At 50.0% G+C, this 25,310-nt stretch carries 25 protein-coding genes and 1 other RNA gene; 16 read left to right on the top strand and 10 right to left on the bottom strand.

The features are described 5' to 3' along the window. Nucleotides 1-5 precede the first annotated feature (5 nt). The 5 genes from AC3ISQ_RS04525 to AC3ISQ_RS04505 form a co-directional block, all read right to left on the bottom strand. The gene (locus AC3ISQ_RS04525; RefSeq protein ID WP_489350937.1) at nucleotides 6-479 is read right to left on the bottom strand and encodes a PTS sugar transporter subunit IIB; all 474 of its coding nucleotides are present in this window, start codon (nucleotides 477-479) and stop codon (nucleotides 6-8) included. Continuing rightward, nucleotides 476-1,204, bottom strand: coding sequence for a BtpA/SgcQ family protein (locus tag AC3ISQ_RS04520; protein ID WP_489350935.1), 729 nt, complete (start codon nucleotides 1,202-1,204; stop codon nucleotides 476-478). The genes AC3ISQ_RS04525 and AC3ISQ_RS04520 overlap by 4 nt, the downstream gene beginning before the upstream one ends. A 14-nt stretch (nucleotides 1,205-1,218) precedes the next feature. Beyond that, nucleotides 1,219-1,641, bottom strand: a complete 423-nt coding sequence (locus AC3ISQ_RS04515) for a PTS sugar transporter subunit IIA (RefSeq protein WP_489350933.1) — start codon at nucleotides 1,639-1,641, stop codon at nucleotides 1,219-1,221. A gap of 149 nt (nucleotides 1,642-1,790) precedes the next feature. Continuing rightward, nucleotides 1,791-4,529, bottom strand: a complete 2,739-nt coding sequence (locus tag AC3ISQ_RS04510) for a sigma-54-dependent transcriptional regulator (RefSeq protein WP_489350932.1) — start codon at nucleotides 4,527-4,529, stop codon at nucleotides 1,791-1,793. A gap of 102 nt (nucleotides 4,530-4,631) precedes the next feature. Beyond that, nucleotides 4,632-5,210, bottom strand: a complete 579-nt coding sequence (locus tag AC3ISQ_RS04505; RefSeq protein WP_489350930.1) for a YecA/YgfB family protein — start codon at nucleotides 5,208-5,210, stop codon at nucleotides 4,632-4,634. Nucleotides 5,211-5,379: 169 nt separating this feature from the next. Here AC3ISQ_RS04505 and zapA point away from each other — a divergent pair, with 169 nt between their 5' ends. The 3 genes from zapA (at nucleotide 5,380) to AC3ISQ_RS04490 (ending at nucleotide 6,552) form a co-directional block, all read left to right on the top strand. Continuing rightward, nucleotides 5,380-5,709: a cell division protein ZapA gene (gene zapA, locus AC3ISQ_RS04500; protein ID WP_489350929.1), complete on the top strand. Its 330-nt coding sequence runs from the start codon at nucleotides 5,380-5,382 to the stop codon at nucleotides 5,707-5,709. Nucleotides 5,710-5,751: 42 nt separating this feature from the next. Further along, a non-coding RNA gene (gene ssrS, locus AC3ISQ_RS04495) (6S RNA) lies at nucleotides 5,752-5,933 on the top strand. Nucleotides 5,934-5,955: 22 nt separating this feature from the next. After that, the gene (locus tag AC3ISQ_RS04490) at nucleotides 5,956-6,552 is read left to right on the top strand and encodes a 5-formyltetrahydrofolate cyclo-ligase (RefSeq protein WP_489350927.1); all 597 of its coding nucleotides are present in this window, start codon (nucleotides 5,956-5,958) and stop codon (nucleotides 6,550-6,552) included. 60 nt (nucleotides 6,553-6,612) lie between these two features. Here AC3ISQ_RS04490 and serA read toward each other — a convergent pair whose 3' ends face one another. Both serA and rpiA read right to left on the bottom strand, forming a co-directional pair. Further along, nucleotides 6,613-7,851: a phosphoglycerate dehydrogenase gene (serA, locus tag AC3ISQ_RS04485; protein WP_489350925.1), complete on the bottom strand. Its 1,239-nt coding sequence runs from the start codon at nucleotides 7,849-7,851 to the stop codon at nucleotides 6,613-6,615. A 287-nt stretch (nucleotides 7,852-8,138) separates the two neighbouring features. Continuing rightward, nucleotides 8,139-8,801: a ribose-5-phosphate isomerase RpiA gene (rpiA, locus tag AC3ISQ_RS04480; protein ID WP_489350923.1), complete on the bottom strand. Its 663-nt coding sequence runs from the start codon at nucleotides 8,799-8,801 to the stop codon at nucleotides 8,139-8,141. Between the two features lie 182 nt (nucleotides 8,802-8,983). On the opposite strand from rpiA, the gene AC3ISQ_RS04475 reads away from it, so the two are divergent. After that, complete coding sequence (locus AC3ISQ_RS04475) at nucleotides 8,984-9,877, top strand: LysR family transcriptional regulator ArgP (RefSeq protein ID WP_489350921.1); 894 nt, start codon at nucleotides 8,984-8,986, stop codon at nucleotides 9,875-9,877. Between the two features lie 38 nt (nucleotides 9,878-9,915). Here AC3ISQ_RS04475 and AC3ISQ_RS04470 read toward each other — a convergent pair whose 3' ends face one another. From AC3ISQ_RS04470 to AC3ISQ_RS04460, 3 genes are all read right to left on the bottom strand, one after another. Next, complete coding sequence (locus tag AC3ISQ_RS04470; protein ID WP_489350919.1) at nucleotides 9,916-10,632, bottom strand: oxidative stress defense protein; 717 nt, start codon at nucleotides 10,630-10,632, stop codon at nucleotides 9,916-9,918. Between the two features lie 114 nt (nucleotides 10,633-10,746). Further along, complete coding sequence (gene argO / locus AC3ISQ_RS04465) at nucleotides 10,747-11,364, bottom strand: arginine exporter ArgO (protein WP_489350917.1); 618 nt, start codon at nucleotides 11,362-11,364, stop codon at nucleotides 10,747-10,749. 124 nt (nucleotides 11,365-11,488) lie between these two features. After that, nucleotides 11,489-12,307 (bottom strand): IclR family transcriptional regulator, encoded by an 819-nt coding sequence (locus AC3ISQ_RS04460; RefSeq protein ID WP_489350916.1) that lies wholly within the window; start codon nucleotides 12,305-12,307, stop codon nucleotides 11,489-11,491. A gap of 374 nt (nucleotides 12,308-12,681) precedes the next feature. Here AC3ISQ_RS04460 and AC3ISQ_RS04455 point away from each other — a divergent pair, with 374 nt between their 5' ends. The 12 genes from AC3ISQ_RS04455 to araD all read left to right on the top strand — a co-directional run bounded on the left by AC3ISQ_RS04455 (nucleotide 12,682) and on the right by araD (nucleotide 25,236). Continuing rightward, complete coding sequence (locus tag AC3ISQ_RS04455) at nucleotides 12,682-14,235, top strand: sugar ABC transporter ATP-binding protein (RefSeq protein WP_489350914.1); 1,554 nt, start codon at nucleotides 12,682-12,684, stop codon at nucleotides 14,233-14,235. Further along, nucleotides 14,228-15,310 carry an ABC transporter permease gene (locus tag AC3ISQ_RS04450; RefSeq protein ID WP_489350912.1) on the top strand — a complete coding sequence of 361 codons (1,083 nt, stop codon included), beginning with the start codon at nucleotides 14,228-14,230 and terminating at the stop codon, nucleotides 15,308-15,310. The genes AC3ISQ_RS04455 and AC3ISQ_RS04450 overlap by 8 nt, the downstream gene beginning before the upstream one ends. A gap of 15 nt (nucleotides 15,311-15,325) precedes the next feature. Next, complete coding sequence (locus tag AC3ISQ_RS04445) at nucleotides 15,326-16,426, top strand: ABC transporter substrate-binding protein (RefSeq protein ID WP_489350910.1); 1,101 nt, start codon at nucleotides 15,326-15,328, stop codon at nucleotides 16,424-16,426. A gap of 12 nt (nucleotides 16,427-16,438) precedes the next feature. After that, complete coding sequence (locus AC3ISQ_RS04440; RefSeq protein ID WP_489350909.1) at nucleotides 16,439-17,299, top strand: SMP-30/gluconolactonase/LRE family protein; 861 nt, start codon at nucleotides 16,439-16,441, stop codon at nucleotides 17,297-17,299. 256 nt (nucleotides 17,300-17,555) lie between these two features. Next, complete coding sequence (gene yiaK, locus AC3ISQ_RS04435; protein WP_489350907.1) at nucleotides 17,556-18,554, top strand: 3-dehydro-L-gulonate 2-dehydrogenase; 999 nt, start codon at nucleotides 17,556-17,558, stop codon at nucleotides 18,552-18,554. A 19-nt stretch (nucleotides 18,555-18,573) separates the two neighbouring features. Beyond that, nucleotides 18,574-19,038: a NanQ anomerase/TabA/YiaL family protein gene (locus tag AC3ISQ_RS04430; RefSeq protein ID WP_489353124.1), complete on the top strand. Its 465-nt coding sequence runs from the start codon at nucleotides 18,574-18,576 to the stop codon at nucleotides 19,036-19,038. A gap of 15 nt (nucleotides 19,039-19,053) precedes the next feature. Beyond that, the gene (locus AC3ISQ_RS04425; RefSeq protein ID WP_489350905.1) at nucleotides 19,054-20,025 is read left to right on the top strand and encodes a DUF4862 family protein; all 972 of its coding nucleotides are present in this window, start codon (nucleotides 19,054-19,056) and stop codon (nucleotides 20,023-20,025) included. A 213-nt stretch (nucleotides 20,026-20,238) separates the two neighbouring features. Next, nucleotides 20,239-21,534 (top strand): MFS transporter, encoded by a 1,296-nt coding sequence (locus AC3ISQ_RS04420; RefSeq protein WP_489350903.1) that lies wholly within the window; start codon nucleotides 20,239-20,241, stop codon nucleotides 21,532-21,534. Next, nucleotides 21,534-23,009 carry an FGGY-family carbohydrate kinase gene (locus AC3ISQ_RS04415; protein ID WP_489350901.1) on the top strand — a complete coding sequence of 492 codons (1,476 nt, stop codon included), beginning with the start codon at nucleotides 21,534-21,536 and terminating at the stop codon, nucleotides 23,007-23,009. The genes AC3ISQ_RS04420 and AC3ISQ_RS04415 overlap by 1 nt, the downstream gene beginning before the upstream one ends. Before the next feature lie 13 nt (nucleotides 23,010-23,022). Continuing rightward, nucleotides 23,023-23,679: a 3-keto-L-gulonate-6-phosphate decarboxylase UlaD gene (gene ulaD / locus AC3ISQ_RS04410; protein WP_489350899.1), complete on the top strand. Its 657-nt coding sequence runs from the start codon at nucleotides 23,023-23,025 to the stop codon at nucleotides 23,677-23,679. A 1-nt stretch (nucleotide 23,680) separates the two neighbouring features. Further along, nucleotides 23,681-24,541 (top strand): L-ribulose-5-phosphate 3-epimerase, encoded by an 861-nt coding sequence (locus AC3ISQ_RS04405; protein ID WP_489350897.1) that lies wholly within the window; start codon nucleotides 23,681-23,683, stop codon nucleotides 24,539-24,541. After that, nucleotides 24,535-25,236 carry an L-ribulose-5-phosphate 4-epimerase gene (araD, locus tag AC3ISQ_RS04400; RefSeq protein ID WP_489350895.1) on the top strand — a complete coding sequence of 234 codons (702 nt, stop codon included), beginning with the start codon at nucleotides 24,535-24,537 and terminating at the stop codon, nucleotides 25,234-25,236. The genes AC3ISQ_RS04405 and araD overlap by 7 nt, the downstream gene beginning before the upstream one ends. Nucleotides 25,237-25,310: the final 74 nt, after the last annotated feature.

Raw genomic sequence — 25,310 nt, 5'->3', positions numbered from 1 at the left:
TGACCTCATCCCAGTAAGGCAATGGCTTTTAATTTGGCATCATTCGGCACTTGCCGAATTTCCAGCTCAACGTCTTTTTTGTCCAGCTCTTTTAATTCGACCACATCTTGTTCGGTAATAAAGATCGCTTTAGATATTTGACGGGTCCCTGGCATCGACTTAATGCCTCCCAAATTAATACTGGTCACTTTGTCACTCGCCATAGCCAGACGGTGAGCATCGTGAATAGAAGCCACTACGATAAACAGATTGTATTTTTCCGTCACGCCACTATTTAATGCCGCGATAGAGTCCTCAATGTTTTTAATTACCAGCTTGACATTATTAGGCCGCGCCAATCTCATCGCGGTCATTTTTAATTCATCACTAATAATCTCGTCATTGGCGATTAAAATACAGTCAGCTTGTAGCGCCGCAGTCCAGGCAAATGCCACTTGTCCGTGTAATAAACGATGATCAACCCGTAATAATTTAATCATGACTGTTTCACCTTCTTCATCAATCGCGCGACATGTTCTGCACACACATCCCCGGTATCTTTATAGGTATCTTTGAAGTAACTGCCGACAACAGCACCGGAGCTGATAGCCAGTTTTTGTTGGCAATTGTCGACCGTAATCCCCGCGCCGATGATTAGTGGAAAATCTCCCATAATCGCCTTGAACTGCAGAATTTTTCCTTCATCCGTTTCTTGCCCAGTCGCATCGCTGGTGACCACGATGGCATCACAGCGCTGCATCCCTAGCGTCAGATCTTCCTCTAAACTACGGCCAGATTTGTAAGGTTGATATTTGAAACGCACACCACCAAACACCGCAATGTTGGAGCCTTTACGGTTCTCATCGATAAACTGGGCAAACGGCAGATCGTCTTCCGGCGTTAAATGCCCGGCGACCGAATCCAACTGGATGAAACTGGCATGATATTTCTTTGCTAATTCGAATCCCTGCCGGTCGTCGTCCAATAGGTTCACGCCATAAATAATATCGAGGTTATGACTGTCGAGATATTGCAGTACAGTTTCAACCTGTTCTGGGGTACCGAAATAGTTTTCGACCACCACCGCAGTGACACCATTTTCGCGGTAGATATCAATCTCTTTCTGCGCACGTTCGAAAACCTCTTGGTCGCTGTCACCTTTTAAATGCAACATGGCAAGAATAAATTTTTTGTCGCCGAATATTTTCTGTACTTTATTGTTCATTATATCCCCTGGCTTTAGAATTCATCTGTTTTTTGATTATTGGTCAATAACACATCGTTGTAATACTGGATGGTCTCTTTTGCTTCTTGCACAGCCGTTCTAATTAATACTTTGGTATCGCTGATATCTGGGCTTTCCAAGATCAAGGCTATCAATAACGGTAAGTTAAGCCCGGTAATCAAATGCAAACGTGGATCCTGTAAATAAGAAATAAATTCGTTATTCACACTCCCTTTTGAAATATCGGTGATCACAATAATTTCGTCGTGGCTGTCTAAGGTGGCAAAAAACTGCTGTACACTGGCTTTTAAGTCCGGGACATCGTCGGTATAGGCGCACAGAGTCGAAATCTGTTCATTCTTCCCCACCACCATTTCCAGTGAATCCCTGATCCCATCTGCAAATCGGCCATGACTGGCAAACAAAAACTTACGCATGTCAGTTCAATCTCCAAAACTGTTTGTAACGCCACTTCCATCGCGTTAAATGATTGGTCTGACTGACTAGTAGCAGGAACCGTGCCAGTTAATGTCAAACTGACAGGTAAGATGAAGGAGAGTTGAGTTTAATACATTGATTATTAAAATTAATTAGCCACTACGATATCGTAAATATAGCCAATTTCACTAAGCGGGATCGTGACACTATAGATGTCTTCTATGACACTAAAAGCATCCTGAATCATACACAGGGTTTCTTTTTGACACTGTTTCAGTTGCTGTTGGTCAGGGTAGCTTTCGATAGGAACTTGGCGGATCAACCGTTCCAACATACAACTCACATGCACATACAGATTGATCTTCTTCTCGTTCTCTAATCGTTTCTTCAGCAAGATTTCCAGCGTACCGATGCAGGTATCCAGATGCTCAAGAATTTTCTCAGTATTCAAAATAGTTAACTGACCAATGACTCGCTTCAACGAGAAGTTATGCACCAGCTTATCGTTGATGGTTTGGATCATCGCCGCATCTGCAATCCCTTGGAATACGGTATCCAACCGAATATCTCCACGACCACTGATCAAATCCTCCAAAGAGATATAAGGGATAAACGGGATACAAGGGTCCGCCGTACCCACGACCGCAATAATATCGTAAAACTGCAATAGCGATTGGCGTGACGACTCAGAAAGCAGTAACTGGTAGTCATAGGCAACCACACCTACCCCCACGTCCTTCGGAATACTGTCTTCCAACAAGGTTTGTAAATGATGGGCCGTTCCCATGCCGGTATAGCAACTGGTGACAATAATCGGACGTTTGACCTGTTCAGAATAAATAATCTTACTGTCGTTCTTCTGGTAACTCGTCACCTCTTCGACTATTTCTTCCAAAGAGGTGTTGTTCAGCAGTAACTCTCCCACATGCAACGCCATGGCAGTAGAAACGTTATTAATGATGGCGACAGGGAAATGAATACTTTTATTAAATTCAGAATAAATATCTGTTAACGATCCCATATCGACCAAAATGACTAATCCCTTGGACATGTCATTATCATTGATATATTGCAGGATATTGTTGGCAATATCCTTGATGGCAGTGTCAATCGGCATATCGAAGGAGGCAAAAATTGTGGCTCCCAACATCCGGTTCGCCACATTAGCAATACTGCTCGCCGTCGCATAACCGTGCGCCAAGATCAGTGCTTTGGTTCTCGGCGTCCCCATCACCATCTTCATGCTCTTGAGAAATAGGGTAAAGAAAATCTCATCTTCCATACTGATATTCAGATCCAAACGATGTTCGATCAATACGGATAACTTGCGAGCAATCAGATTTTCTTCCACTAAATGCTGAATAATGTAGTGGTGTAATTTTTCAATCGCTTGTTTCTGCCTTGGATCGCTTTCACTGCCCTGCTGTGCTTTGAAAAACAGATACCAAGCTAAACCATAGAGACGACTGCCGTTAAATTGGACTGAGTTTCTACTCTCAATTTGTTGGGTAATATCCTGTAGCGTATTCAGATTAAAATAGATGATCGGGTGATCGTTTTTAGCGGTTTGACTAAAAATAATCTTATCGAATAACGTTTCGATTTCATGGCTGGCTTCTTGTAGAAAGCGAGGTTCATCCTGCTGCTGAAAAACGCCCAAGATTTTACGCCAGAATTCACTGATAAAATTAACCATCGGCAATGGATTTTGAACCAACTGCCCTAGCGTCGTCACTGGTGTAAAGGTGATCGCTTTTCCTTGTACAGAGCGTTCTGATAGCGCCCCTTGCACAAAGAAAGCCTCTGGCAGATCCTTTAAATGAATGGACATTTCCCGACCAGATGACGGCTTGGCAAAGACTCCAGCACTCAAGCAAGTAATAGTATTTTTTAATTCACCGATATTACCGGAGTAAACATGCTGCTTGAGTGCTTCAAGCACTTGCGCAGAAAGGGTAATGTCTCTTTGCAGCAATTTTGATTCTTGGAGGAAAAACGAATAAATAAACTGTAGCTTCTCCGCTTGCCCTCGTTCATCCAAAGAGGGAATGGCAATACTGAGCGGAATACGTCGCATAAAGGTATCTAAGAAATAATCTTTCGGCGCAACTGTGGTGGCAAAAACTAAGCGAACTTGAACACTCAACTCTTTATCACTTTCCCCCATGCGACGGAATCGACCGCTATCCATAAAGGTAAACAGTTTTTCTTGGCTTTCAGCCTGTAAGCGATGAACTTCATCGAGGAATAACACCCCGCCATCTGCTTTTTGCAACATGCCTTCCGTGGTTTTATCCGCGCCGGTAAATGCCCCTTTCACATAACCAAACAACTGGCTCGACAGCAGCTCTGGGTTGTTGGCGTATTGTGCGCAATTAAAAGCAATAAACGGGGCGTTTGGCGGCAGGATATTTTGCTTCACCGCCTGCTGCCAAGCTAAGTGCGCGAACATACTCTTCCCGCTACCTGTCGGGCCATACAACATGACTGACAGCCCATGTGGCGGATAACAAATGGCCGTATTCAGCTTATCGATAACCGGTTTCAGGCTGGTTTGAGCGCCAATCAGTTCAGCAAAAATATCTACTTGTTGCTGCGGGCGCTGCTGATAATTTTGTAATTCTAATACGCTGGAGAATACCGATTGGCTAACGCTGAAGAAATGTTCTTCAAAGACAGCTTTATGCAGAAAATAAACCGGACGGGTGTTGAGCTTGATCAGCAGGTTTTCGTCAACCAATTGATTCAAATAGTGACTGACGGTATTGCGTTTCACATTGAAATGTTGCGACATGGATTGAGCGGTATGAAAATCGTCTACAGCAGCAAAAGAAAAACTACGGGTCTCTTCGGCCAGAAACACACATAAATCATCTTTTAACACCATAGACCTCTTATTCTAGAGCTCGCTACACGTGAAGACGCGTTGATGTCGGGATAACCCAAACATCAACGCTCAAATCGGACAACTCAGTTACGCGTGGGGAAATTAGTGCAACGTTGGCCGTTGATTTTCTACGGCAGTCGGTTTCTGGTGAGTAAATTCGGTATGGCACAACAACGCCACGACTCGCACGTACTCCACCACTTCTTCCAGCGACTGCTCAAGTTCTTCTTGATCTTCGTCTTCGTCATAGCCCAATTGAGCAATGTTACGCAGATCGTCAATCGCTTCACCGACTTCATCTTTTACCTGAGCCAGTTTAGGTTGCATCATTCCCAACCCCAACAGGAAGTGATTAACCCAACCCGCCAACGCATCGGCTCTGTCAAACACGCTGACCGTTTCGCCTTCCGGCATCAACAACTGGAACATGAACTCGTCATCTTCCAGCGTCTCTTTGGTAATATCATGCAACTGAATCAGTGGAGCACTCAACGTCTGCGGGAAAGCCACGCCTTCGTTAGTCAGATCATGTACCAGCGTTTGCCAACTGGCATCGCGGTTGCCGCCGCACAGCAGCCCGCTGATCAAACCATGCATTTCAGCAGCGGTTAGCGCCACGGCTTGCTGGTTGAGCGCAACGGTTAAAGATTGGTAACTTGGAAATGTATTCTGTATAGACATGCGGATTCGTCATCGTTGGCAGCATAAGTTCGTGTTATGCTACCACCAAGGTCCGTGGTTATACTAGACAAGCCCGTGCCAAAAGGGTTGTATCCTGGCATCGAGGTGTTTATAGTGACGTCCACTCTGGCACCCCAGAGTGAGCGCGAAATTTAGGCAGGAAGGTGGCATGTCCGCACAACCAGTAGATATTCAAATTTTTGGTCGCTCGCTGAGAGTGAATTGTCCGCCAGAACAACAAGATGCGTTGAACATGGCGGCGGATGATCTAAACCAGCGGTTGCAAGATCTGAAAGTTCGCACTAGAGTCACAAATACTGAGCAGTTAGTTTTCATCGCGGCATTGAACGTATGTCACGAACTGGCTCAAGAACGCTTGAAAACGCGCGATTATGCAGCCAATATGGAACAACGCATCCGGATGCTGCAACAGACCATTGAACAAGCGCTGCTTGAACAAGGTCGCATCTCTGAACGTCAGGGTGCACAGTTCGAATAACTTAAGTTACTGAAAGCTGAAGATTTCGGTAACGAGTACAAAATTTCTCTGAGATGTTCGCCAGCGGGCCAGTCCCCTGAGCCGATATTTAGTACCAACAGAATGTGTTGCTCCGCGATCGGTGTGCATGCTCGCCCGTCGAGAAGCCTGAAGATTGCGACGACATATTCACCTTGAACCATGGGTTCAAGGGTTACAGCCTGCGACGGCATCTCGGAGATTCCCCTTCATTTATGCGTTAATGCTATGAATTTCCAACCTCAGTTTGCCCAACAACGCCAAATCATCCGTAACCAAATCCGTCAGCGACGTCGTGCCCTTACTCCCGAACAACAACAGCAATTTGCCGAACAGATCGCCGAACGTATCGCTCATCACCCACGTATTCAGGCAGCACAAAGCGTCGCGGTATTTTTGTCTTTCGATGGTGAACTGAACACCCGTCCGTTGATTGAACGGCTTTGGCAGAGGGGAAAACAGGTCTATTTGCCGGTTTTACACCCATTCAGTGTGGGTAATCTGCTTTTTTTGCGTTATACCGCAACCACTCCATTGTTTAATAACCGTTTCAATATATTGGAACCGCAGCTTGATGTACAAGCGGTACTGCCCACCCGCCAGCTCGACGTGGTGCTCACACCGTTAGTGGCATTCGATGAAAAGGGTCAGCGCTTGGGGATGGGCGGCGGGTTTTACGATCGTACCTTGCAAGATTGGCAGCAACATGGCCCCTATCCGATCGGATTGGCGCATGATTGCCAGCAGGTGGAAGCACTGCCCACCGAGCATTGGGATATTCCGCTGCCAGAGATTATGACACCATCAAAAACTTGGTCGTGGTAAACCTAAATAGCAAAAGGCCGGATTCTGTAAACCCGGCCTTTTCGATTTTAGGTAAAACGATTAAAGCAGTAAGCGAGCGCGGATAGTCCCTTCGATAGCCTTCATCCGTTGCAACGCAGCATCGGCGCGTTCGGCTTCAGCTTCGATGTCGATCACCACATAACCAATTTCAGGGCCGGTTTGCAGATACTGAGCTGCGATGTTCACCCCTTCTTCGGCGAAGATCTGGTTAATCTGCGTCAAGACACCTGGACGGTTTTGGTGAATATGCATCAGACGATTGGCGTTCAAACCATGCGCAGGCAACGACACTTCTGGGAAGTTAACCGCTGACAACGTTGAACCATTATCCGAATATTTCGCCAATTTACCGGCCACTTCATCACCGATATTCTCCTGCGCTTCCTGAGTCGACCCCCCAATATGCGGCGTCAGCAGCACGTTATCGAACTCACACAGCGGTGAATTGAACGGATCGCTGTTGGTCGCAGGTTCTTCTGGGAACACGTCGATCGCCGCACCGGCCAGATGATGACTAGCCAAAGATTCACACAACGCAGGAATATCAACCACCGTGCCGCGTGAGGCGTTGATCAGAATCGCACCTGGCTTCATCAGCGCCAGTTCTTCCTTACCCATCATGTTCTTGGTGGACAGCGTTTCCGGCACATGCAACGTGATTACATCGCTCATATTGAGCAGATCAGAGAGATGACGCACTTGCTGTGCGTTACCCAGCGGCAGTTTGTTTTCGATATCGTAGAAGAAGACTTTCATACCCAAGCCTTCCGCCAAAATACCCAACTGAGTCCCGATGTGGCCGTAACCGATAATCCCCAGTTTTTTGCCACGGGCTTCATAGGAACCCACCGCTAATTTATGCCACACACCACGGTGTGCTTTAGCGTTAGCGGCAGGAATACCGCGCAGCATCAGCAACAGCTCGCCCAGCACCATTTCAGCGACGGATCGGGTATTGGAGAATGGCGCATTAAAAACTGGAATACCGCGTTTGGTGGCGGCTTTCAGATCAACTTGGTTGGTGCCGATACAGAAACAACCCACCGCCACCAATTTCTCTGCGGCGGCGAAAACCTCTTCGCTCAGATGCGTGCGTGATCGGATGCCGATGAAGTGCGCATCACGAATCGATGCTTTAAGCTCTTCGGTGTCTAATGCACCTTTGTGGTATTCGATATTGTTATATCCGGCGGCACGTAAGTTATCTACCGTGCTCTGATGAACCCCTTCCACTAACAGGAACTTAATCCTGTCTTTCTCCAATGATACTTTTGCCATTTCCCCAACCCTATGTTCAGACTTCAGAAGCGACTGTTGCAACACAGCACACCCCAACATAACAAAAATAACGCGCCCGGCAATACAAACGATTGCCTACCCGTTAGCACAAGGCTCAGTGACAACAAGGTTTTTTGGTAGAAAATGCCATTGGGGAAGAGTTCGGCAGGAGCTTAGCTTAGGTCACTGAAGGAATGTGACATATGTCACCAAATTTGCAGGTTTGAATTAAAACTATTTTACGACAAAAAATTTGCGGATCGGCTTTCCCGATCCGCAGATAAGGCTTATTTCAGCTCGACGGTCTTCACGCCGTCCGGCGTCCCCACCAAGGCGACGTCCGCGCCACGGTTGGCAAACAGACCTACAGTTACCACACCCGCGATACCGTTAATTTTGTTTTCCAATGCGATGGCATCCAGAATGCTCAGGTTATGCACATCCAAAATCACGTTCCCGTTGTCGGTCAATACATCCTGACGATACTCCGGCAAACCACCTAGTTTCACCAGTTCACGCGCCACATAGGAACGCGCCATGGGGATCACTTCTACCGGCAGCGGGAATTTCCCCAACACATCAACCTGCTTGGTGGCATCAACGATACAGATAAATTTCTTCGCAATCGCAGCGATGATCTTTTCACGCGTCAATGCAGCGCCACCGCCTTTGATCATCTGCATCTGGCCATTGATCTCATCAGCCCCGTCGACATAGATATCCAAGGAATCGACTTCGTTGCTGTCAAACACATGAATGCCCAAACTTTTCAGCTTGGCGGTGGAAGCATCAGAGCTAGAAACGGCTCCTTCGATCTGCTCCTTGATTGAACCCAGCGCATCAATAAAGTGCGCGGCGGTAGAACCGGTACCTACTCCCACGATAGTGCCGGGTTTAACGTATTTCAAAGCTTCCCAGCCTACTGCTTTTTTCAGTTCATCCTGCGTCATGATTTGCTCATTACCTATGTACGAAAACGTGTGCGTATTATAGGGTATCTCGCCGCTTTTCACTCAAACCGGATCACATTTCTACTCGACAAACTGCGAGCTAATGCACTAATAAACAGAAAAACTATGGCATAACTGTGGCATAGTGCCGAAATCAATTTACTTTAAGGGATAACCTTCCGATGAAACGCCCAGACTATCGAACGCTACAAGCGCTGGACGCGGTGATCCGTGAACGTGGCTTTGAACGCGCGGCACAAAAACTTTGCATCACTCAATCGGCGGTATCCCAGCGTATCAAACAGTTGGAAAATCTGTTCGGTCAGCCGTTGCTGGTGCGCACCGTACCACCACGCCCTACCGAGCAAGGGCAAAAATTATTGGCGTTATTGCATCAGGTGGAATTGTTGGAAGAAGAGTGGCTGGGCAATGATAGCGGCGGCGATAGTCCACTGCTGCTGTCGCTGGCGGTCAACGCAGACAGTCTGGCAACCTGGCTACTTCCGGCGCTCAAAACCGTGCTGGCAGATTCGCCCATCCGCTTGAATATGCAGGTCGAAGACGAAACCCGCACCCAAGAGAGTCTTCGTCGGGGTGAAGTGGTCGGCGCGGTGAGTATTCAGCCGCAGCCACTCCCGAGTTGTTTGGTCGATCAACTGGGTGCACTTGATTATCTATTTGTTTCTTCAAAAGAATTCGCCGATCGTTATTTTCCCAATGGCGTCACTCGTTCAGCCTTGCTGAAAGCGCCTGCGGTGGCGTTCGATCATCTTGATGATATGCATCAGGCGTTCTTGCAACAAAACTTCGATCTGTCGCCGGGTAGCGTGCCATGCCATATCGTCAACTCATCAGAAGCCTTCGTACAACTGGCACGCCAAGGCACTACCTGCTGTATGATCCCACATTTGCAGATTGAAAAAGAGTTGGCGTCTGGAGAATTGATCGATCTGACTCCGGGCTTGTTCCAACGCCGGATGCTGTACTGGCACCGTTTTGCACCAGAAAGCCGCATGATGAGAAAAGTGACCGACGCCTTGTTGGATCACGGCCACCGGGTATTACGTCAGGATTAACAATTTGGGCAGTGTCACTTCACACTGCCCAGTTCGAATTAACGTTGTAGTTCAAACACCACATCGACCTGATCGTCAAAGTGAATGCTTTGCTGTTCGTAGGTCTGCGCTACATCGTTTTCCGGTGCAGCGGCAGCGGTTTTATACATACGCGGCATCGGTGCAGGCTGGTAGTTAGCACGGTAACGGATGCTGTAAACTGGCCCCAATTTAGTGTGGAAACCTTTCGCTAATGAGCTCGCTTGCTGGATAGCGTTTTCGATCGCTTTCTGGCGCGCTTGCTCACGGTAAACATCCGGGTTAGCTACACCCAACTCGACTGAGCGGATTTCATTCAGCCCAGACTTCAACGCGCCGTCTAACAGATCATTCAACTTATCTAATTGACGCAGAGTCACCTCTACTTGACGTACCGCGCGGTAGCCTTTCAGTTCCGATTTACCGGTTTTCAGGTAATCATACTCAGGTTGAGTGCGTAGATTCGCGGCGCTGATATCTTTCTTCTCAATGCCGTTTTTTTCTAAGAAGGTGAAGTATTGCGCCACGCGCTCATCGACTTGCTTTTTTGCCTCTGCGGCGTCTTTAGACGAAACGCTGACTTCAATCGACAGCGTCGCGATATCTGGCGGCGCGTCCACACTGGCGGAGCCAGAGGTAACGACGTGTGGCCCTTCCGGGACTTCTGCTGCCTGGAGTGCCATCGGTAACGCTCCTAATCCAATCATTGCGGCCATAGCCAGTGCTTTAAGCTTCACAGTGTCTCCTTATGCAAGCTGTTTAACGGGAGAAATGCCACATTTTCAGCAGATCTCGTGGCATAAACCCTAGCACAGCACACGATGATTTGAATTCAGATTAGTGACAATTTATCAGAAATTTGCCCCATGCCAGGCCAGTTGCAGTGCAATCCCCCACATCACCACGCCCACCAAGATATTAATAATGCGCTGCGCCAGTGGCGTCTTTAACCAAGGAGCTAGCCAAGAGGCCAAAAGTGCCAACGCAAAGAACCAGACAATCGAGGCACTCACCGCACCCAATGCGAACCAAGAACGCACTTCTGGAGCCAACTGCCCGCCCAAACTGCCCAGTACCACAAAGGTATCCAGATAGACATGCGGATTGAGCCAAGTCACCGCTAACATCGTCACCACCAGACGCCAGCGGCTATGCTTCATCTCTTCTGCGGTTGCCAGTGCTAAATGCGGGCTGAATGCGGTACGAAAAGCCCCCCAGCCATACCACAGTAAGAACGCCACACCGCCCCAAGTCACAACGGCTAATAATAGCGGCGAACGACTTAACAAAGCGCTGCCACCAAATATCCCGGCACAAATCAGCGCAATGTCACTCAAGGCGCACAAAGAGGCGACCATCAAATGGTATTGGCGACGAATCCCTTGATTCATTACAAAAACGTTCTGCGGCCCAAGCGGCAAAATCATCGCGGCACTCAAGGCAAAGCCTTGTAAGAAAGTGGTTAACATGCGGTTCCTTAGAGAGTCAATGCCGGCAAAGCGGCGCGTGTATTTCATCAACACGCGCATCATACGAAGAGAAAATTATTAGGGGAAATGGATAGTTCTAATCAGGTATTAGCAGAACTGATGATCAATCTTTGGTAATAAAACCCAACTCTTGAGAAATACGCTGCGCAGTAGCTTGCACCGGTTTAATCAAGGCGTTAACACCGATCTGCTGCAACTTGGCAGTCGGCAATGAAACCGACACCGCATACGGCACCCGCTGCTGAATATCGAATACCGGCGCGGCGATACAAGACACACCCAGTTCGTTTTCTTCACGATCCATCGCCAAAGCCTGTTGGCGAATATCTGCCAGTTCTTCATACATTTTCGGCAATTCAGTGATGGTGTTACGCGTCAACGGTTGAATGCTTTGCTGATGAGTTTGCCAATAATAATCCGGGTAATCGCTTTTGCCATAGGCCATAAAGATTTTACCCATTGCCGAGCAATAGAGCGGCATATGTTGGCCGATATAGGCGCGGGTGCGCATCATGCCGGTGGTCGGTTCCAACTTGTAGATCAAAATAACGTGATCGTCTTCGCGGCTGGAAAAGTTAACCGTCTCCCCTATTTCCAAATTGAGTTGCTCCAGATGAGGAGCCGCGACGTGGATGATATTCAGGGACGACAGGGCTTTTTGGCCAATAGAGATAAATTTAGTGGTTAATCGATAACTGCCGGGGGACGGCGCCTGAGTGACGTAACCACTCGTGTGTAGCCCCTGTAACAGCCGGTGAACGGTGCTTTTGTTCATGTCCGCCAGTTCGGAAAGGTGTGCCAACGGACAACCATTGGGAAAATTGCTGAGGATCTCAATCAGTTGTAAGCCACGAAACAGGCTTTGGCTACCAAGCGGTTTTTCTTTTTTATCGTCTTTCTCATCGCCAGTTTTCAGGCTCATAACGCAATCTCTCCAGTATCGAGCCGCCAGCCAACATCAGCACAGGGTAAACCAGCTCTTTGCAGGGAATGTTACCCCAAGGCCTGCATCAGGTGAAGACAGAACCCCGTTTCATTACCAGTAACAAGTTAAAAGTGCGCAACATCTCGCTAACTTATGAAGTGAGTTATTCGTCACAATATTACAAAATAATAAATAACCAATTGTTTTAAAAGGATAAGAAAAACGTCACTCGCTTTGCTTTAGATCGACGAACGTCATATCATTTTTGAAACCTGATTTCGCATAATGAAATTAATGGATCATATAACAACCAAACGTTCACCAATTTTGCATTGCGCCAACTGCGCATGCCAGACACCAAGGGGTATCACATGACACCAGACAATGTGCAACAACCCATTCTCACCCTCAGCCATATTGTTAAGCGCTTTGGCGGCAACATCGCGGTTAATGACGTCAGCTTACAGGTGATGCCGGGTGAAGTGCTGGCCTTGCTGGGCGAAAATGGTGCAGGTAAATCTACGTTAATCAAAGTATTAGCTGGCGTTTACCCACGCGATGGCGGTGACATTCAGTTTCACGGAACCAGCATAGCCTCCGCCGCCGCGATAAAAAGTGACAGCCGCCAACCTATTGCCTTTATTCACCAAGATCTCGGGCTGATCGAATGGATGACGGTAGCAGAAAACATGGCATTGGTGATGGGGTTCCCGCGTCGCTTTGGCTTAATCGATTGGCGCGCCATCCGCCGCCGTGCGGCGCAGGCGTTGCAGGATGTCGGTATTGCACTGGATCCCGATGCCCGAGTCTTTGATCTGTCACGCACCGAAAAATCACTGTTGGCGATCGCCCGCGCAGTGGCGGTCAACGCCGAACTACTGGTATTAGACGAACCCACCGCTTCACTTCCCGCCAACGATGTACGCCATCTGTTTGCGGTGATCAATCGGTTACGCGCCAAAAAAGTCGGCATGATCTACGTCACTCACCGGTTGGATGAAGTGATCGAAATTGCCGATCGCGTGTGTGTCATGCGCGATGGACGCTACGTGGCTGGCGGCAACACCGCCGACTACCAACTGCGTGATTTGGTACAGATGATCGTGGGTGAAACTATTGCCAGCGACCAGCGTGAGCCGCTGCCTGAGAATCAACAGCCCGTGCTACAACTCAATAATGTCACGGTAGGTGATATCGGCTCGGTTAGCTTCGACCTACAACCGGGTGAAATGCTCGCATTGGCCGGTCTGCGTGGGGCTGGGCAGGAGGAGATTGGTCGGCTGCTATTCGGCCTACGTCAGGTCGACGAAGGAAAAATCCACTTTCGTGGTCAACCCTACTGCGCCAGCAATCCACAACAAGCGATGGCCTGCGGAGTCTCATTAGTGGCTGGCGATCGCACCGGTGAGAGCTTGGTGATGTCGATGAGCGTGCGTGAAAACCTGTTTCTCAACCCCTGCGCCAGTGGTCACAAACTGCTTTCACGCTACAGTCGCCGGGCGGAAATCGGTGCCAGTTGGTGGAAGGTGCAGATGTTCGACGTGCGTCCCAAAGACGTCAATATCGATATCAGTGCCCTGTCTGGCGGTAACCAGCAAAAGGTGGTGATGGCACGCTGGATGCACTTGGGGGCGCCGCTGCTGATCCTGGAAGATCCCACCGCTGGCGTCGACGTTGGGGCACGGGCGGAAATTTATCATCTGTTAAATAAATCCTTGGCGGAAGGCGTCGCGGTATTGGTTATCTCCAACGACTTTGAGGAAATAGCCCATATCTGCAATCGAGCTTTGGTGTTTAACCGAGGGAAAGTGGTTGGTGAACTGAAAAATGAACAGGTGTCATTCGCCAATTTATTGGAACTGGCCTCTGCCAGCTCCGGGGAAACCATCGCGACAACGTTAGAATCTGAGGTAAGCCATGTCTAAAACATCTGTTAAATCAACAGCACTGGAACAAAGAGTCAGTCTGTCGCAAGACGGTACCGGGCCATGGCTGATGCAGATACTCACCCGCTACGGTTTGTTACTGCTGTGCATTGCGATGGTAGTTCTATTTTCACTGATCACCCCATCATTTGCTTCCATGCTAACGCTACAGGCGATCCTCTCCAGTAAGGCCAAGATCGCTCTGCTCGCGCTAGCAGCCACCATTCCGATGATCGTCGGCAAAATCGACCTTAACGTCGGCTTTGGTATCGTGCTGTGGCATATCCTCGCCATCACTCTGCAAGTGCAATATGGATTTTCGTGGCAGATGGCGGTGCTAACGGTATTGGCGCTTTCCGCGTTATACGGCCTGTTGAACGGTATTTTGGTGGCTCTCGCGGATATCGACAGCTTCGTCGCCACCTTAGGCTCCGGCACCGTGCTGTATGCACTCGCCCTGTGGCACTCCGGCGGACGACAGATCGTCGGTGACTTGCCAGACGCCTTTATCGCCTTGCATCACACCGAGATCGGTGGGATCCCGATCGTCGCATTTTACGTGCTGATCGTCGCGGTGGTGCTGTGGTTAATCACTGAACATACCCCACTGGGTCGCTGTATGTACGCGGTGGGAGGGAATCCGGCTGCAGCGCGGCTAAACGGCATCTCAGTCAATCGTTTTACCATCGGTGCTTTTATTGCCTCCAGCGTGCTAACTGGCTTTAGTGGAGTATTGATCGCCGCCGAACAAGGAGTTGGTCAAGCCAGCGTCGGCATGGACTACCTGTTACCCGCGCTAGTCGGTGCCTTCCTCGGTAGCACCACCATTCGTCCCGGCCGGGTTAACGTCTGGGGAACCGTTGTCGGTATTGCCATTCTGGCTATCGGCATCGCCGGTATTCAACAGTTCGGTGGTGAGTTCTGGGTCGAACCTCTATTCAACGGCGCGACGCTGCTGCTGTCCATCACCTTAGCGGGCTATGCCCAGCGCCGCCGGTTACTCAATCAAAAAGCGGTACAACGCAATTCAGCAATTGCTGCGGATAAAAACAACCAAAAAGCGATCAATCCATAACCAGGAGCTACTCGAATGAAACGTCTTTGGATATTACCAGCCACCCTGCTGCTGGTCAGTACCACCGCCCCAGCTTGGGCCGATGCCTATCTTGATCAAGCGACGGCAGCGGTCACCAAGGCCACCGCCAGCGTCACTCAGTGGGACGGCCCAACCAGTGGTCCACAACTACAGGCAAACAAGAAAATCATATTTATTGCCTCAGATATGAAAAACGGCGGCGTACAAGGCGTACAACAAGGGCTGAGTGAAGCAGCGAAAGCCGCCGGCTGGAAACTGGAAACGCTTGATGGCGGCGGTTCCGTGAAAGATCAGCTCGCGTCGCTCAACCAAGCCATCGCCCAGAAGCCAGATGGCATCGTGATCGGCGGTTGGAACCCCAACGTTGCCAAGATCCCGCTGAAAAAGGCTATTCAGCAGGGCATCGTGCTCACCGCTTGGCACGCAGTGCCGGAGCCGGGGCCGATAACCAAATACAACGTGTTCTATAACGTCACCTCAGACTCCAACGAAGTAGCACGCATCGCCGCCCAATACGCAGTGGTGCAATCAGGTGGCAAAGCCAACGTCCTGATTTTTACCGATTCGCTGTATCAAATCGCGCTGGATAAAGCCAACGTGATGAAAGAAGAGATTGGCAAATGTAGTGGCTGTAAGGTCGTGGAATTTATCGATACCCCACTGGCGGACACCGCCAATCGTATGCCAGCCATGACCTTCAGCCTGCTACAAAAATACGGTGACCAGTTCCAATATGCGTTAGCGATCAACGATTTGTACTTTGATTTCATGGCGCCGGCACTGAAAACCGCCGGTAAAGGTGGCAAAGGTGCGCCTTACAACATTTCCGCTGGCGATGGCTCCATTTCGGCTTATCAACGCATTCGTTCCGGCGGCAGTCAGTCGGCCACCGTGCCGGAACCGTTGAAGCTCCATGGGTGGCAATTACTTGATGAGTTCAACCGCGCTTTCGCCAAACAGCCCCCATCCGGCTATGTCACCCCAGTACACTTAGTGACACATGACAACATCACCAGCGACGGCGGTGATAACAACCAGTATGACCCGCAGAATGACTATCAAGGTCACTATAAAGCCATTTGGGGCGTGAAATAAGTAGAGGTCGGTATGAACAAACTGATGACGGATCATCAACTTGAATGCCTGTGTTCACCCGCTATCTGGGCCGAAGGCCCAGTGTGGCTGCCGCAGCAGAACGCCATCGTGTTTAGTGATGTGAAAGGCAACCGCATGTTTTGTTGGTCGCGACACGGAAAACTGAGCCTATGGCGCTCCCCGTCCCATTACGCCAACGGCAACGCTCGCGATACCGAAGGGCGGGTGATCAGTTGCGAACATGGACGACGCGGCATCAGTCGCACCGAAAGCGACGGTGAGGTACAGATGCTCGTTGATCGTGTTGACGGCAAGCGTTTCAACTCCCCGAACGACGTGGTGGTACGTTCCGACGGCACAATATGGTTTACCGATCCCCCTTATGGGATCACCAGTGATGACGAAGGTTATAAATCGGAAAGCCAGGTGATCGGCTGCTATCTCTACTGTTTTGATCCACGCAACGGCTCGTTAAACATTGCCGCCTGTGATCTACAAAGACCGAACGGTCTGGCTTTTTCACCGGATGAATCACTGTTATACGTGGCCGACATGTCGATCGTGGATTTCCCGACCTTGGGTCGCAGCGAGCTACGAGTGTATCCGGTAGAGCAGAACAGATTAGGCGTCGGCCGGCGTTTCGCTGTCGTGGCACCCGGCTTCCCAGACGGCTTCTGCGTCGATAGAGCCGGAAACCTGTTTTGCAGTTGTGCCGATGGCGTGCTGATCTTCAACAACCAAGGGCAACAACTTGGGAAAATCAACGTACCGGAACGAGTATCCAACTGCACCTTCGGCGGGCCAGACGGCAATGAACTGTACATTACCGCCACGACGTCGTTATACCGCATGGTACTAAATACCCAAGGATAACCGGCAGAAATCACTCAAGCAGAGCGGAGTTGTTCCGTTCTGCTTTGCCCTGCTTAAAATACTTCACCGACCAAAAACGCGCAGTCGATCACAAAACCATAAAATTAATATAATCATTTGTTTTATCTAAATAATTTCACATCCCTTTGCTTTGACTTCCCCCACCCACAGGTATAGCATTTATTTGAAATGATATTTCGCATATTGAAATATTGAGAGTTAAAAACAAACAACAAGGTGTTAACGGAGAATCAGTATGAGAGTGAGTTACAGCGAGCTGAAACAACAATTCAAACGCGTACTGCTGTCGCGAGGCATAGCAGAAACGACCGCTGATGATTGTGCTGGCATGTTCGCCGACACCACCGCCAACGGTGTTTATTCCCACGGCGTTAACCGATTTCCTCGTTTTATTCAACAGCTTGATGCCGGTGATATCGTGCCCGATGCTAAACCCAGCAAGTTGCTGTCGTTGGGTGCTATTGAGCAATGGGATGCTCATCAAGGTATCGGTAATTTAACCGCTCGCACCATGATGGATCGCGCCATGGCATTGGCAGATCAACACGGTATCGGTGTAGTGGCATTACGTAACGCCAACCACTGGATGCGCGGCGGCGGTTACGGTTGGCAAGCGGCAGAAAAAGGTTACATCGGTATTTGCTGGACCAACTCGATCGCCGTGATGCCGCCGTGGGGAGCGAAAGAGTGCCGTATCGGTACTAACCCACTGATCATTGCCGTGCCGAGCAATCCGATCACCATGGTGGATATGTCGATGTCGATGTTCTCTTACGGCGCATTGGAAATGAACCGCTTAGCCGGTAAAACGCTGGCAGTAGACGGCGGTTTTGACAGCAATGGCTACCTCACGCGCGATCCTGCTGCCATCGAAGAAAGTCGTCGCATTTTGCCAATGGGTTACTGGAAAGGGTCTGGCCTGTCCATCGTGCTGGATATGATCGCCACCCTGCTTTCCGGCGGCGCTTGCGTGGCGGAAATCACCGAAGACAACAGCGATGAATATGGCATCTCACAAGTCTTTATCGCTATTGAAGTTGACAGGTTGATCGACGGCAAAACACGTGATGAAAAACTGCAACGCATAATGGATTACGTCAGCCAGGCTGAACGAGACAACTCGGAAGTGGCGATCCGTCTGCCGGGGCATAAATTCCCAGGGTTACGCGCCGCTAACGAACGCGACGGCATTCCGGTTGATGAGCGTGTTTGGGCTCGTATTCAGGCTCTATGAGCTAAAGATGAGGTAGATGATGATATTTGGTCATATTGATAATACCGATCCGGCGCACTATCCACCCGCCATCGCCGCCGCTATCCGTTATTTGCAGCAAACCGATTTCACCGCTCTCCCTGCCGGGCGTTACCATACACCAGACAGCGATTATGTGGTGCAAGTATTGGATTTACAGACCCAAACTAAAGACAGTCTGCGTCCAGAGGTCCATCGTAAAAATATCGATGTGCAATTTTTGGTTAGCGGTAATGAGTTAATTGGCATCGTTACTGATAACGGTAAAAATATTGTTCATCAAGAACTACTGGAACAGCGCGATATTATTTTCTACCAAGAGGTAGAAAATGAAACCATGTTAAAAATGATACCGGGAAATTTCGCCGTATTTTTCCCACAGGATGTCCATCGCCCTGCTTGTATCGATCACCAGCTCAGTAATATTCGTAAAGTCGTGGTTAAAATTCCTGTAGAACAACTTTAACCTTAGGGAATAATAATGAATATTCATAATCAGGGTTTTATTGTCGGAGCCTATCCTTGCGCTCCGTCATTCCACCAGCTTGAACGCCAGCAGGAAATTCAATTCTGGCATCAATTAGCCGAATTACCGCTGATCCGTGGCATTGAACAACCATGCCTGACAGATTTACATCCCTATGGTGATGATTTTCTGTTTAAACATATTCCGGCGCATTGGCAATTAGTGATAACCGCCGTCATGGGCACCATGCAACAACGTGGACAAGGCCGTGACTTTGGTCTGGCTGCCCGTAATGAACCAGAACGACTGGCCGCCGTGGAGCATTTGCGCCTTATCAATGACAAGATAAAACGCACCAATGATCAGGCTGGAAAACGGCGTGTATTGGCATTGGAGATCCAATCTGCACCCAACCGGAGTGAAATCGACAGTGCCGCGGCGCGGCAGGCATTTATTGCCTCACTGGAGCAAATAGCGGATTGGCAGTGGGAATGCGATCTGGTGATTGAACATTGCGACGCGCTGACTGGCCCCATGCCGCGCAAAGGCTTCCTGACATTGACGGATGAAATTCTGGCAGCGCAAACCATTAACCGCCATTTCGGCACTGCATTGACGCTAGCTGTCAACTGGGGACGTTCGGCGATTGAAGGACACAACACCCGTTTACCGCTGGAACATGTCAAACAATGCCAGCAGGCGGGATTACTCTCAGCATTAATGTTCTCCGGTACCGCCAGCCATGGCAGCTACGGCGAATGGCAAGATACGCATTCTCCTTTTGCCCCATACCCCGGCAGCCAATATGTTTGTCATGAATCATTAATGACATTATCCAGTGCAGAGGCATTATTTAAACAAGCGCCACTCGAACAATTAAAATATGCCGGAATAAAATTACTTTCTACCTCGGCAGAGGAGTCAATAGAACAACGAATGAATATTATCAAGGATGGTATTAATGCGCTGACATTAGCAGCGAGCTAAGCAGTAACACATTAACTGAAGAAGTAAACAATAAAAACATTAATCGGGTTAAGCCCGAGGACACTCTATACCCTAAATAATTCGAGTTGCATCGCGGCGGCAAGCGAACAAATCCCGATGAGCTTAATCAGGTAAGTGATTCGGGTGCGAAAGCGCAGCCAACAAAGAGGCAACTTGAAGTATGACGGGTATACATCTCAAAGGTAATTGACTATGAATACAGCGTCTGTTGCTATTAACCAAAACCAGCCTATTCCTAAATTACGCTGGCTAAGAATAGTTCCCCCTATTCTTATTACCTGCATTATTTCTTATATGGACAGGGTTAATATCGCTTTTGCCATGCCCGGCGGTATGGATGCCGAACTCGGTATCACCGCCTCAATGGCGGGATTGGCTGGCGGTATTTTCTTTATCGGTTATCTGTTCCTGCAAGTGCCCGGTGGTAAATTAGCGGTTAACGGCAACGGTAAGAAATTTATCGGCTGGTCACTGCTGGCTTGGGCAATTATCTCGGTACTGACCGGATTAGTGACCAACCAATATCAATTGCTGTTCCTGCGTTTTGCACTCGGTGTCTCGGAAGGCGGTATGTTACCGGTGGTGCTGACCATGATCAGCAACTGGTTCCCGGACAAAGAGCGCGGGCGAGCCAACGCTATCGTCATCATGTTCGTGCCGATTGCCGGTATCCTCACCGCCCCGCTTTCTGGCTGGATCATCACCGCTTGGGACTGGCGCATGCTGTTTCTGGTGGAAGGTGTGATGTCACTGTTCGTGATGCTGTTGTGGTATTTCACCATCAGCAACCGCCCGCAAGAAGCCAAGTGGATCTCACAAGCCGAAAAAGATTATCTGATCAAAACCCTGCATGACGAACAACTGCTGATCAAAGGTAAAACAGTGCGCAATGCCTCGCTGAGCCATGTGTTATCTGATCGCATCATGTGGCAATTGATTTTGGTTAACTTCTTCTACCAAACAGGGATTTACGGTTACACCCTGTGGCTACCGACCATTCTGAAAGGATTGACCAACGGCAATATGGAACAGGTCGGGATGCTGGCGATCCTGCCTTACATCGGCGCCATTTTCGGCATGTGGCTGATTTCCAATCTCTCCGACCGTACCGGTAAGCGCAAAGTCTTTGTCTCCCTGCCACTAGCCTGCTTCGCCATCTGTATGGCGCTGTCGGTATTGCTCAAAGAGAGCATCTGGTGGTCGTACGCCGCCTTAGTGGGTTGCGGTGTATTTATTCAAGCCGCCGCCGGGGTGTTCTGGACCATTCCTCCCAAGCTGTTCAACGCCGAAGTGGCCGGAGGTGCACGCGGTGTGATTAACGCACTCGGCAACCTCGGTGGTTTCTGTGGCCCTTACATGGTGGGGGTGCTGATCAGCCTGTATAGCAAAGATGTCGGTGTTTATAGCTTGGCGATATCGCTAGCGATCGCGGCCATTCTGGCGCTGCTGCTGCCAGCCAAATGCGACCAACAGGTAGGGAGTGAATAATGGAATACTGGCTGGGGCTGGATTGCGGCGGCACTTTTATCAAAGCTGGATTGTATGACCGCCAAGGTAATGAACTGGGGATCGCCCGTAAGAATCTGGTGATTATTGCGCCGCAACCCGGCTGGGCTGAACGCGATATGGACGGATTATGGCATACCGCCGCCGAGGTGATTCGTGAGTTATTGCACACCACCAATACCGCCGCCAGTGCCATTCAGGCCGTGGGTATCTCCGCTCAGGGTAAAGGGTTGTTCTTGTTGGATAAACAAGGACAGCCGCTGGGCAATGCCATGCTTTCTTCCGATCAGCGAGCGCTGACTCTGGTGCAAGAATGGCAGAAACAGGGCATCCCACAGGCGTTGTACCAGCAAACCCGTCAGACCTTGTGGACGGGGCATCCCGTTTCGCTATTACGTTGGGTTAAGTTGCACCAGCCAGAACGCTATCGCCAAATCGGTAGCGTACTGATGGCGCACGATTACCTGCGTTATTGTCTGACGGGAGAATTGGCCTGCGAAGAAACCAATATCTCTGAATCCAACCTCTATCAGATGGCTTCCGGTCGTTACGACTCGGCGCTGGCACAGCGATTAGGCATTGGCGAAATCATGCCTGCGCTGCCGCCCATCGTCGGTTCCGCCGACATTGCCGGGCGCATTAATGCCGAGGCGGCAAAACTCACTGGCTTATCACTAGGCACCCCCGTCGTCGGTGGATTGTTCGATGTCGTCTCCACCGCACTTTGCGCTGGTCTACAAGATGAAACCCGCCTTAACGCCGTAATGGGCACCTGGTCAGTAACCAGTGGCATCACCGATGCGATCGAAACCGGTTTCGACCATCCCTTTGTTTATGGTCGTCATGCCGAGGCCGGTAAATATATCGTTCACGAAGCCAGCCCAACCTCTGCCGCTAACTTGGAATGGTTCTGCCAGCAATGGGGATGGCACGACTACGCGCAGCTCAACCAATGGGTTGCAGCCTTGCCCAAAGCCGGTAGCGATCTATTGTTTGTCCCCTTCCTATACGGTTCCAACGCGGGTTTAGGGTTGACCGCCAGCTTCTACGGTATGCAGGCATTTCATCAGCGCGAACACTTAGTGCAAGCCATTTACGAAGGTGTAGTGTTCTGCCATCTGACCCATCTCAACCGCATGTTGCAGCGTTTCCCACACACCAAGGCACTGCGCGTCACTGGCGGGCCAGCCAAATCGGCACCCTGGATGCAAATGTTTGCCGACGTCAGCGGCTTGCCGGTCGAATTACCGCAGATTGAAGAAACGGGCTGTCTGGGTGCCGCGATGGCAGCGATGGTCGGCAGCGGTGCATTCAGCGATTTCACCACCGCGCAACAGGCGCTGGCACCACGCATTGAACGCCTACTTCCCGATGAGCAAGCGCACGCCGCTTACGCCAAAAAACACCTGCGTTATCAAGCTCTGATAGCGGCATTACAAACTCTGTCAACCCATTAGCCAAGGAGGCTACATGATTCTTCAACCACGCCTGCAACTGGCACTCGACCACACAAGGCTGGACGCGGCATTGCATACCGTCGAACGCCTGCATCCCTATGTCGACATTATCGAAGCGGGCACTATTTTGTGCATCAGTGCCGGTATTCAGGCCGTTGGCGCACTGCGGGAACGCTGTCCACAACATACGTTAGTGGCAGATCTGAAAGTCGCTGATGCCGGTGCCACTTTAGCCGAACAGGCCTTCGTGCAAGGGGCTAACTGGATGACGGTTATCTGCGCCGCACCACTCGCCACCATGGCGAGCGCATTAGCCGTCGCCGAACAGCATGATGGGGAAATCCAGATTGAACTGTTTGGACGTTGGACTTTGGACGATGCCAAAGCATGGCGGCAACTCGGCATCAAACAAGCGATTTACCACCGTGGGCGCGATGCACAAGCCAGCGGACAAAACTGGAGCCCGCAAGATCTGGATCAGATGAAAGCGCTGTCAGATCTGGGTATTGAACTCTCCGTTACCGGTGGCATCACCCCCGCTGATTTGCCGCTATTCAAAGATATCGCCGTTACTGCCTTTATTGCCGGGCGCGCCTTAGCCGAGGCCGCCGATCCAGTCGCCGCCGCTCGCCAATTCCGCGCCGCCATTCATGACATTTGGAGAAGTTGATATGCGCCAACATCCATTAGGGATCTATGAGAAAGCCCTACCTAAACATCTGACTTGGCCGGAGCGGCTGGCATTAGCCAAGGCTTGCGGATTCGATTTTGTCGAAATGTCGGTGGATGAAAGTGACGAACGTTTGGCTCGTTTGAGCTGGAGCAAAGAACAGCGACTTTCACTGGTCAGCGCGATATTGGAAACCGGCATCACTATTCCCTCTATGTGCCTGTCCGGTCATCGCCGCTTTCCCTTTGGTAGCCACGACGATGCCACACGCCAGCAAGCGTTTGACTTGATGGAGCAGGCAATTCAATTGGCGAAAGACGTGGGTATTCGCACCATCCAACTCGCTGGTTACGACGTTTATTACGAACCGCAAGACGCCAGTACGCTGGCACGGTTTACCGAGGGAATGCATTGGGCGGTAGAGCGTGCAGCAGCGGCGCAAGTGATGCTGGCGGTAGAGATTATGGATACCGAGTTTATGAACTCGATCAGCAAGTGGAAAGTTTGGGACAGTTGCCTAGCCTCGCCGTGGTTCACGGTTTACCCAGACGTCGGCAACCTCAGCGCTTGGGGCAACGATGTTCCCCAGGAACTGACTTTGGGAATCGACCGCATCGCGGCCATCCATTTAAAAGATACTTTCCCGGTCACAGACCATGCGCCGGGGCAATTCCGCGATGTACCGTTCGGTGAAGGTTGCGTCGATTTTGTTGGCGTATTCCGCACCTTGAAACAGCTTAATTATCGTGGTGCTTTCCTGATTGAAATGTGGACCGAAAAAGCGGCCGAACCGGTGGCAGAAATCATTCAAGCACGGCGTTGGATCGAACAGAAAATGCAGGAAGGAGGATTATCATGCTGACATTAACGCAACTGAAACAACAGGTGCTGGAGGCCAATCTGGACCTGCCACGCCATAAACTGGTGACGTTCACTTGGGGCAACGTCAGTGCTATCGATCGCGAGCGCGGCGTAGTGGTGATCAAACCTTCCGGCGTGGAATATCAACATATGACAGCGGAAGATATGGTGGTGGTCGAGCTGGCTAGCGGTCAAGTGATCGAAGGCACTAAAAAACCATCGTCCGACACCGCGACCCATTTGGCTCTGTATCGTGCCTTTAACGATATTGGCGGCATTGTGCATACCCATTCGCGCCACGCCACCATTTGGGCACAAGCCGGGTTAGATATTCCCGCTTGGGGCACCACACACGCAGATTACTTCTACGGCACCATCCCTTGCACTCGCTTAATGACGCAAGAAGAGATCGAACAGGATTATGAACGGAAAACCGGCAACGTGATTATCGAAACCTTCCGCAAGCGCGATATCAGCCCAAATGACGTCCCCGCAGTATTGGTCAATGCTCATGGTCCTTTTGCTTGGGGTAAAGATGCGCACGACGCAGTGCATAATGCGGTGGTATTGGAGGAAATTGCCTATATGGGGATTTTTTCACGCCAATTGACGCCAGGGATCGGTAGTATGCAGCCGGTGTTGTTGGATAAACATTATCTGCGTAAACACGGTAAGAATGCGTATTACGGTCAGTAATAAATCAGGGGCTTTCGCCTAATACTGGTCAGTTAAGCTTAAGTCTATGCTTCATCTTTTAGCGGTTTTTGCCA

Source organism: Serratia sp. KH_031 (genome assembly GCF_057839655.1).
The sequence above is the reverse complement of the archived record's forward strand: the minus strand, read 5'-3'. Positions and strand labels throughout refer to the sequence as shown.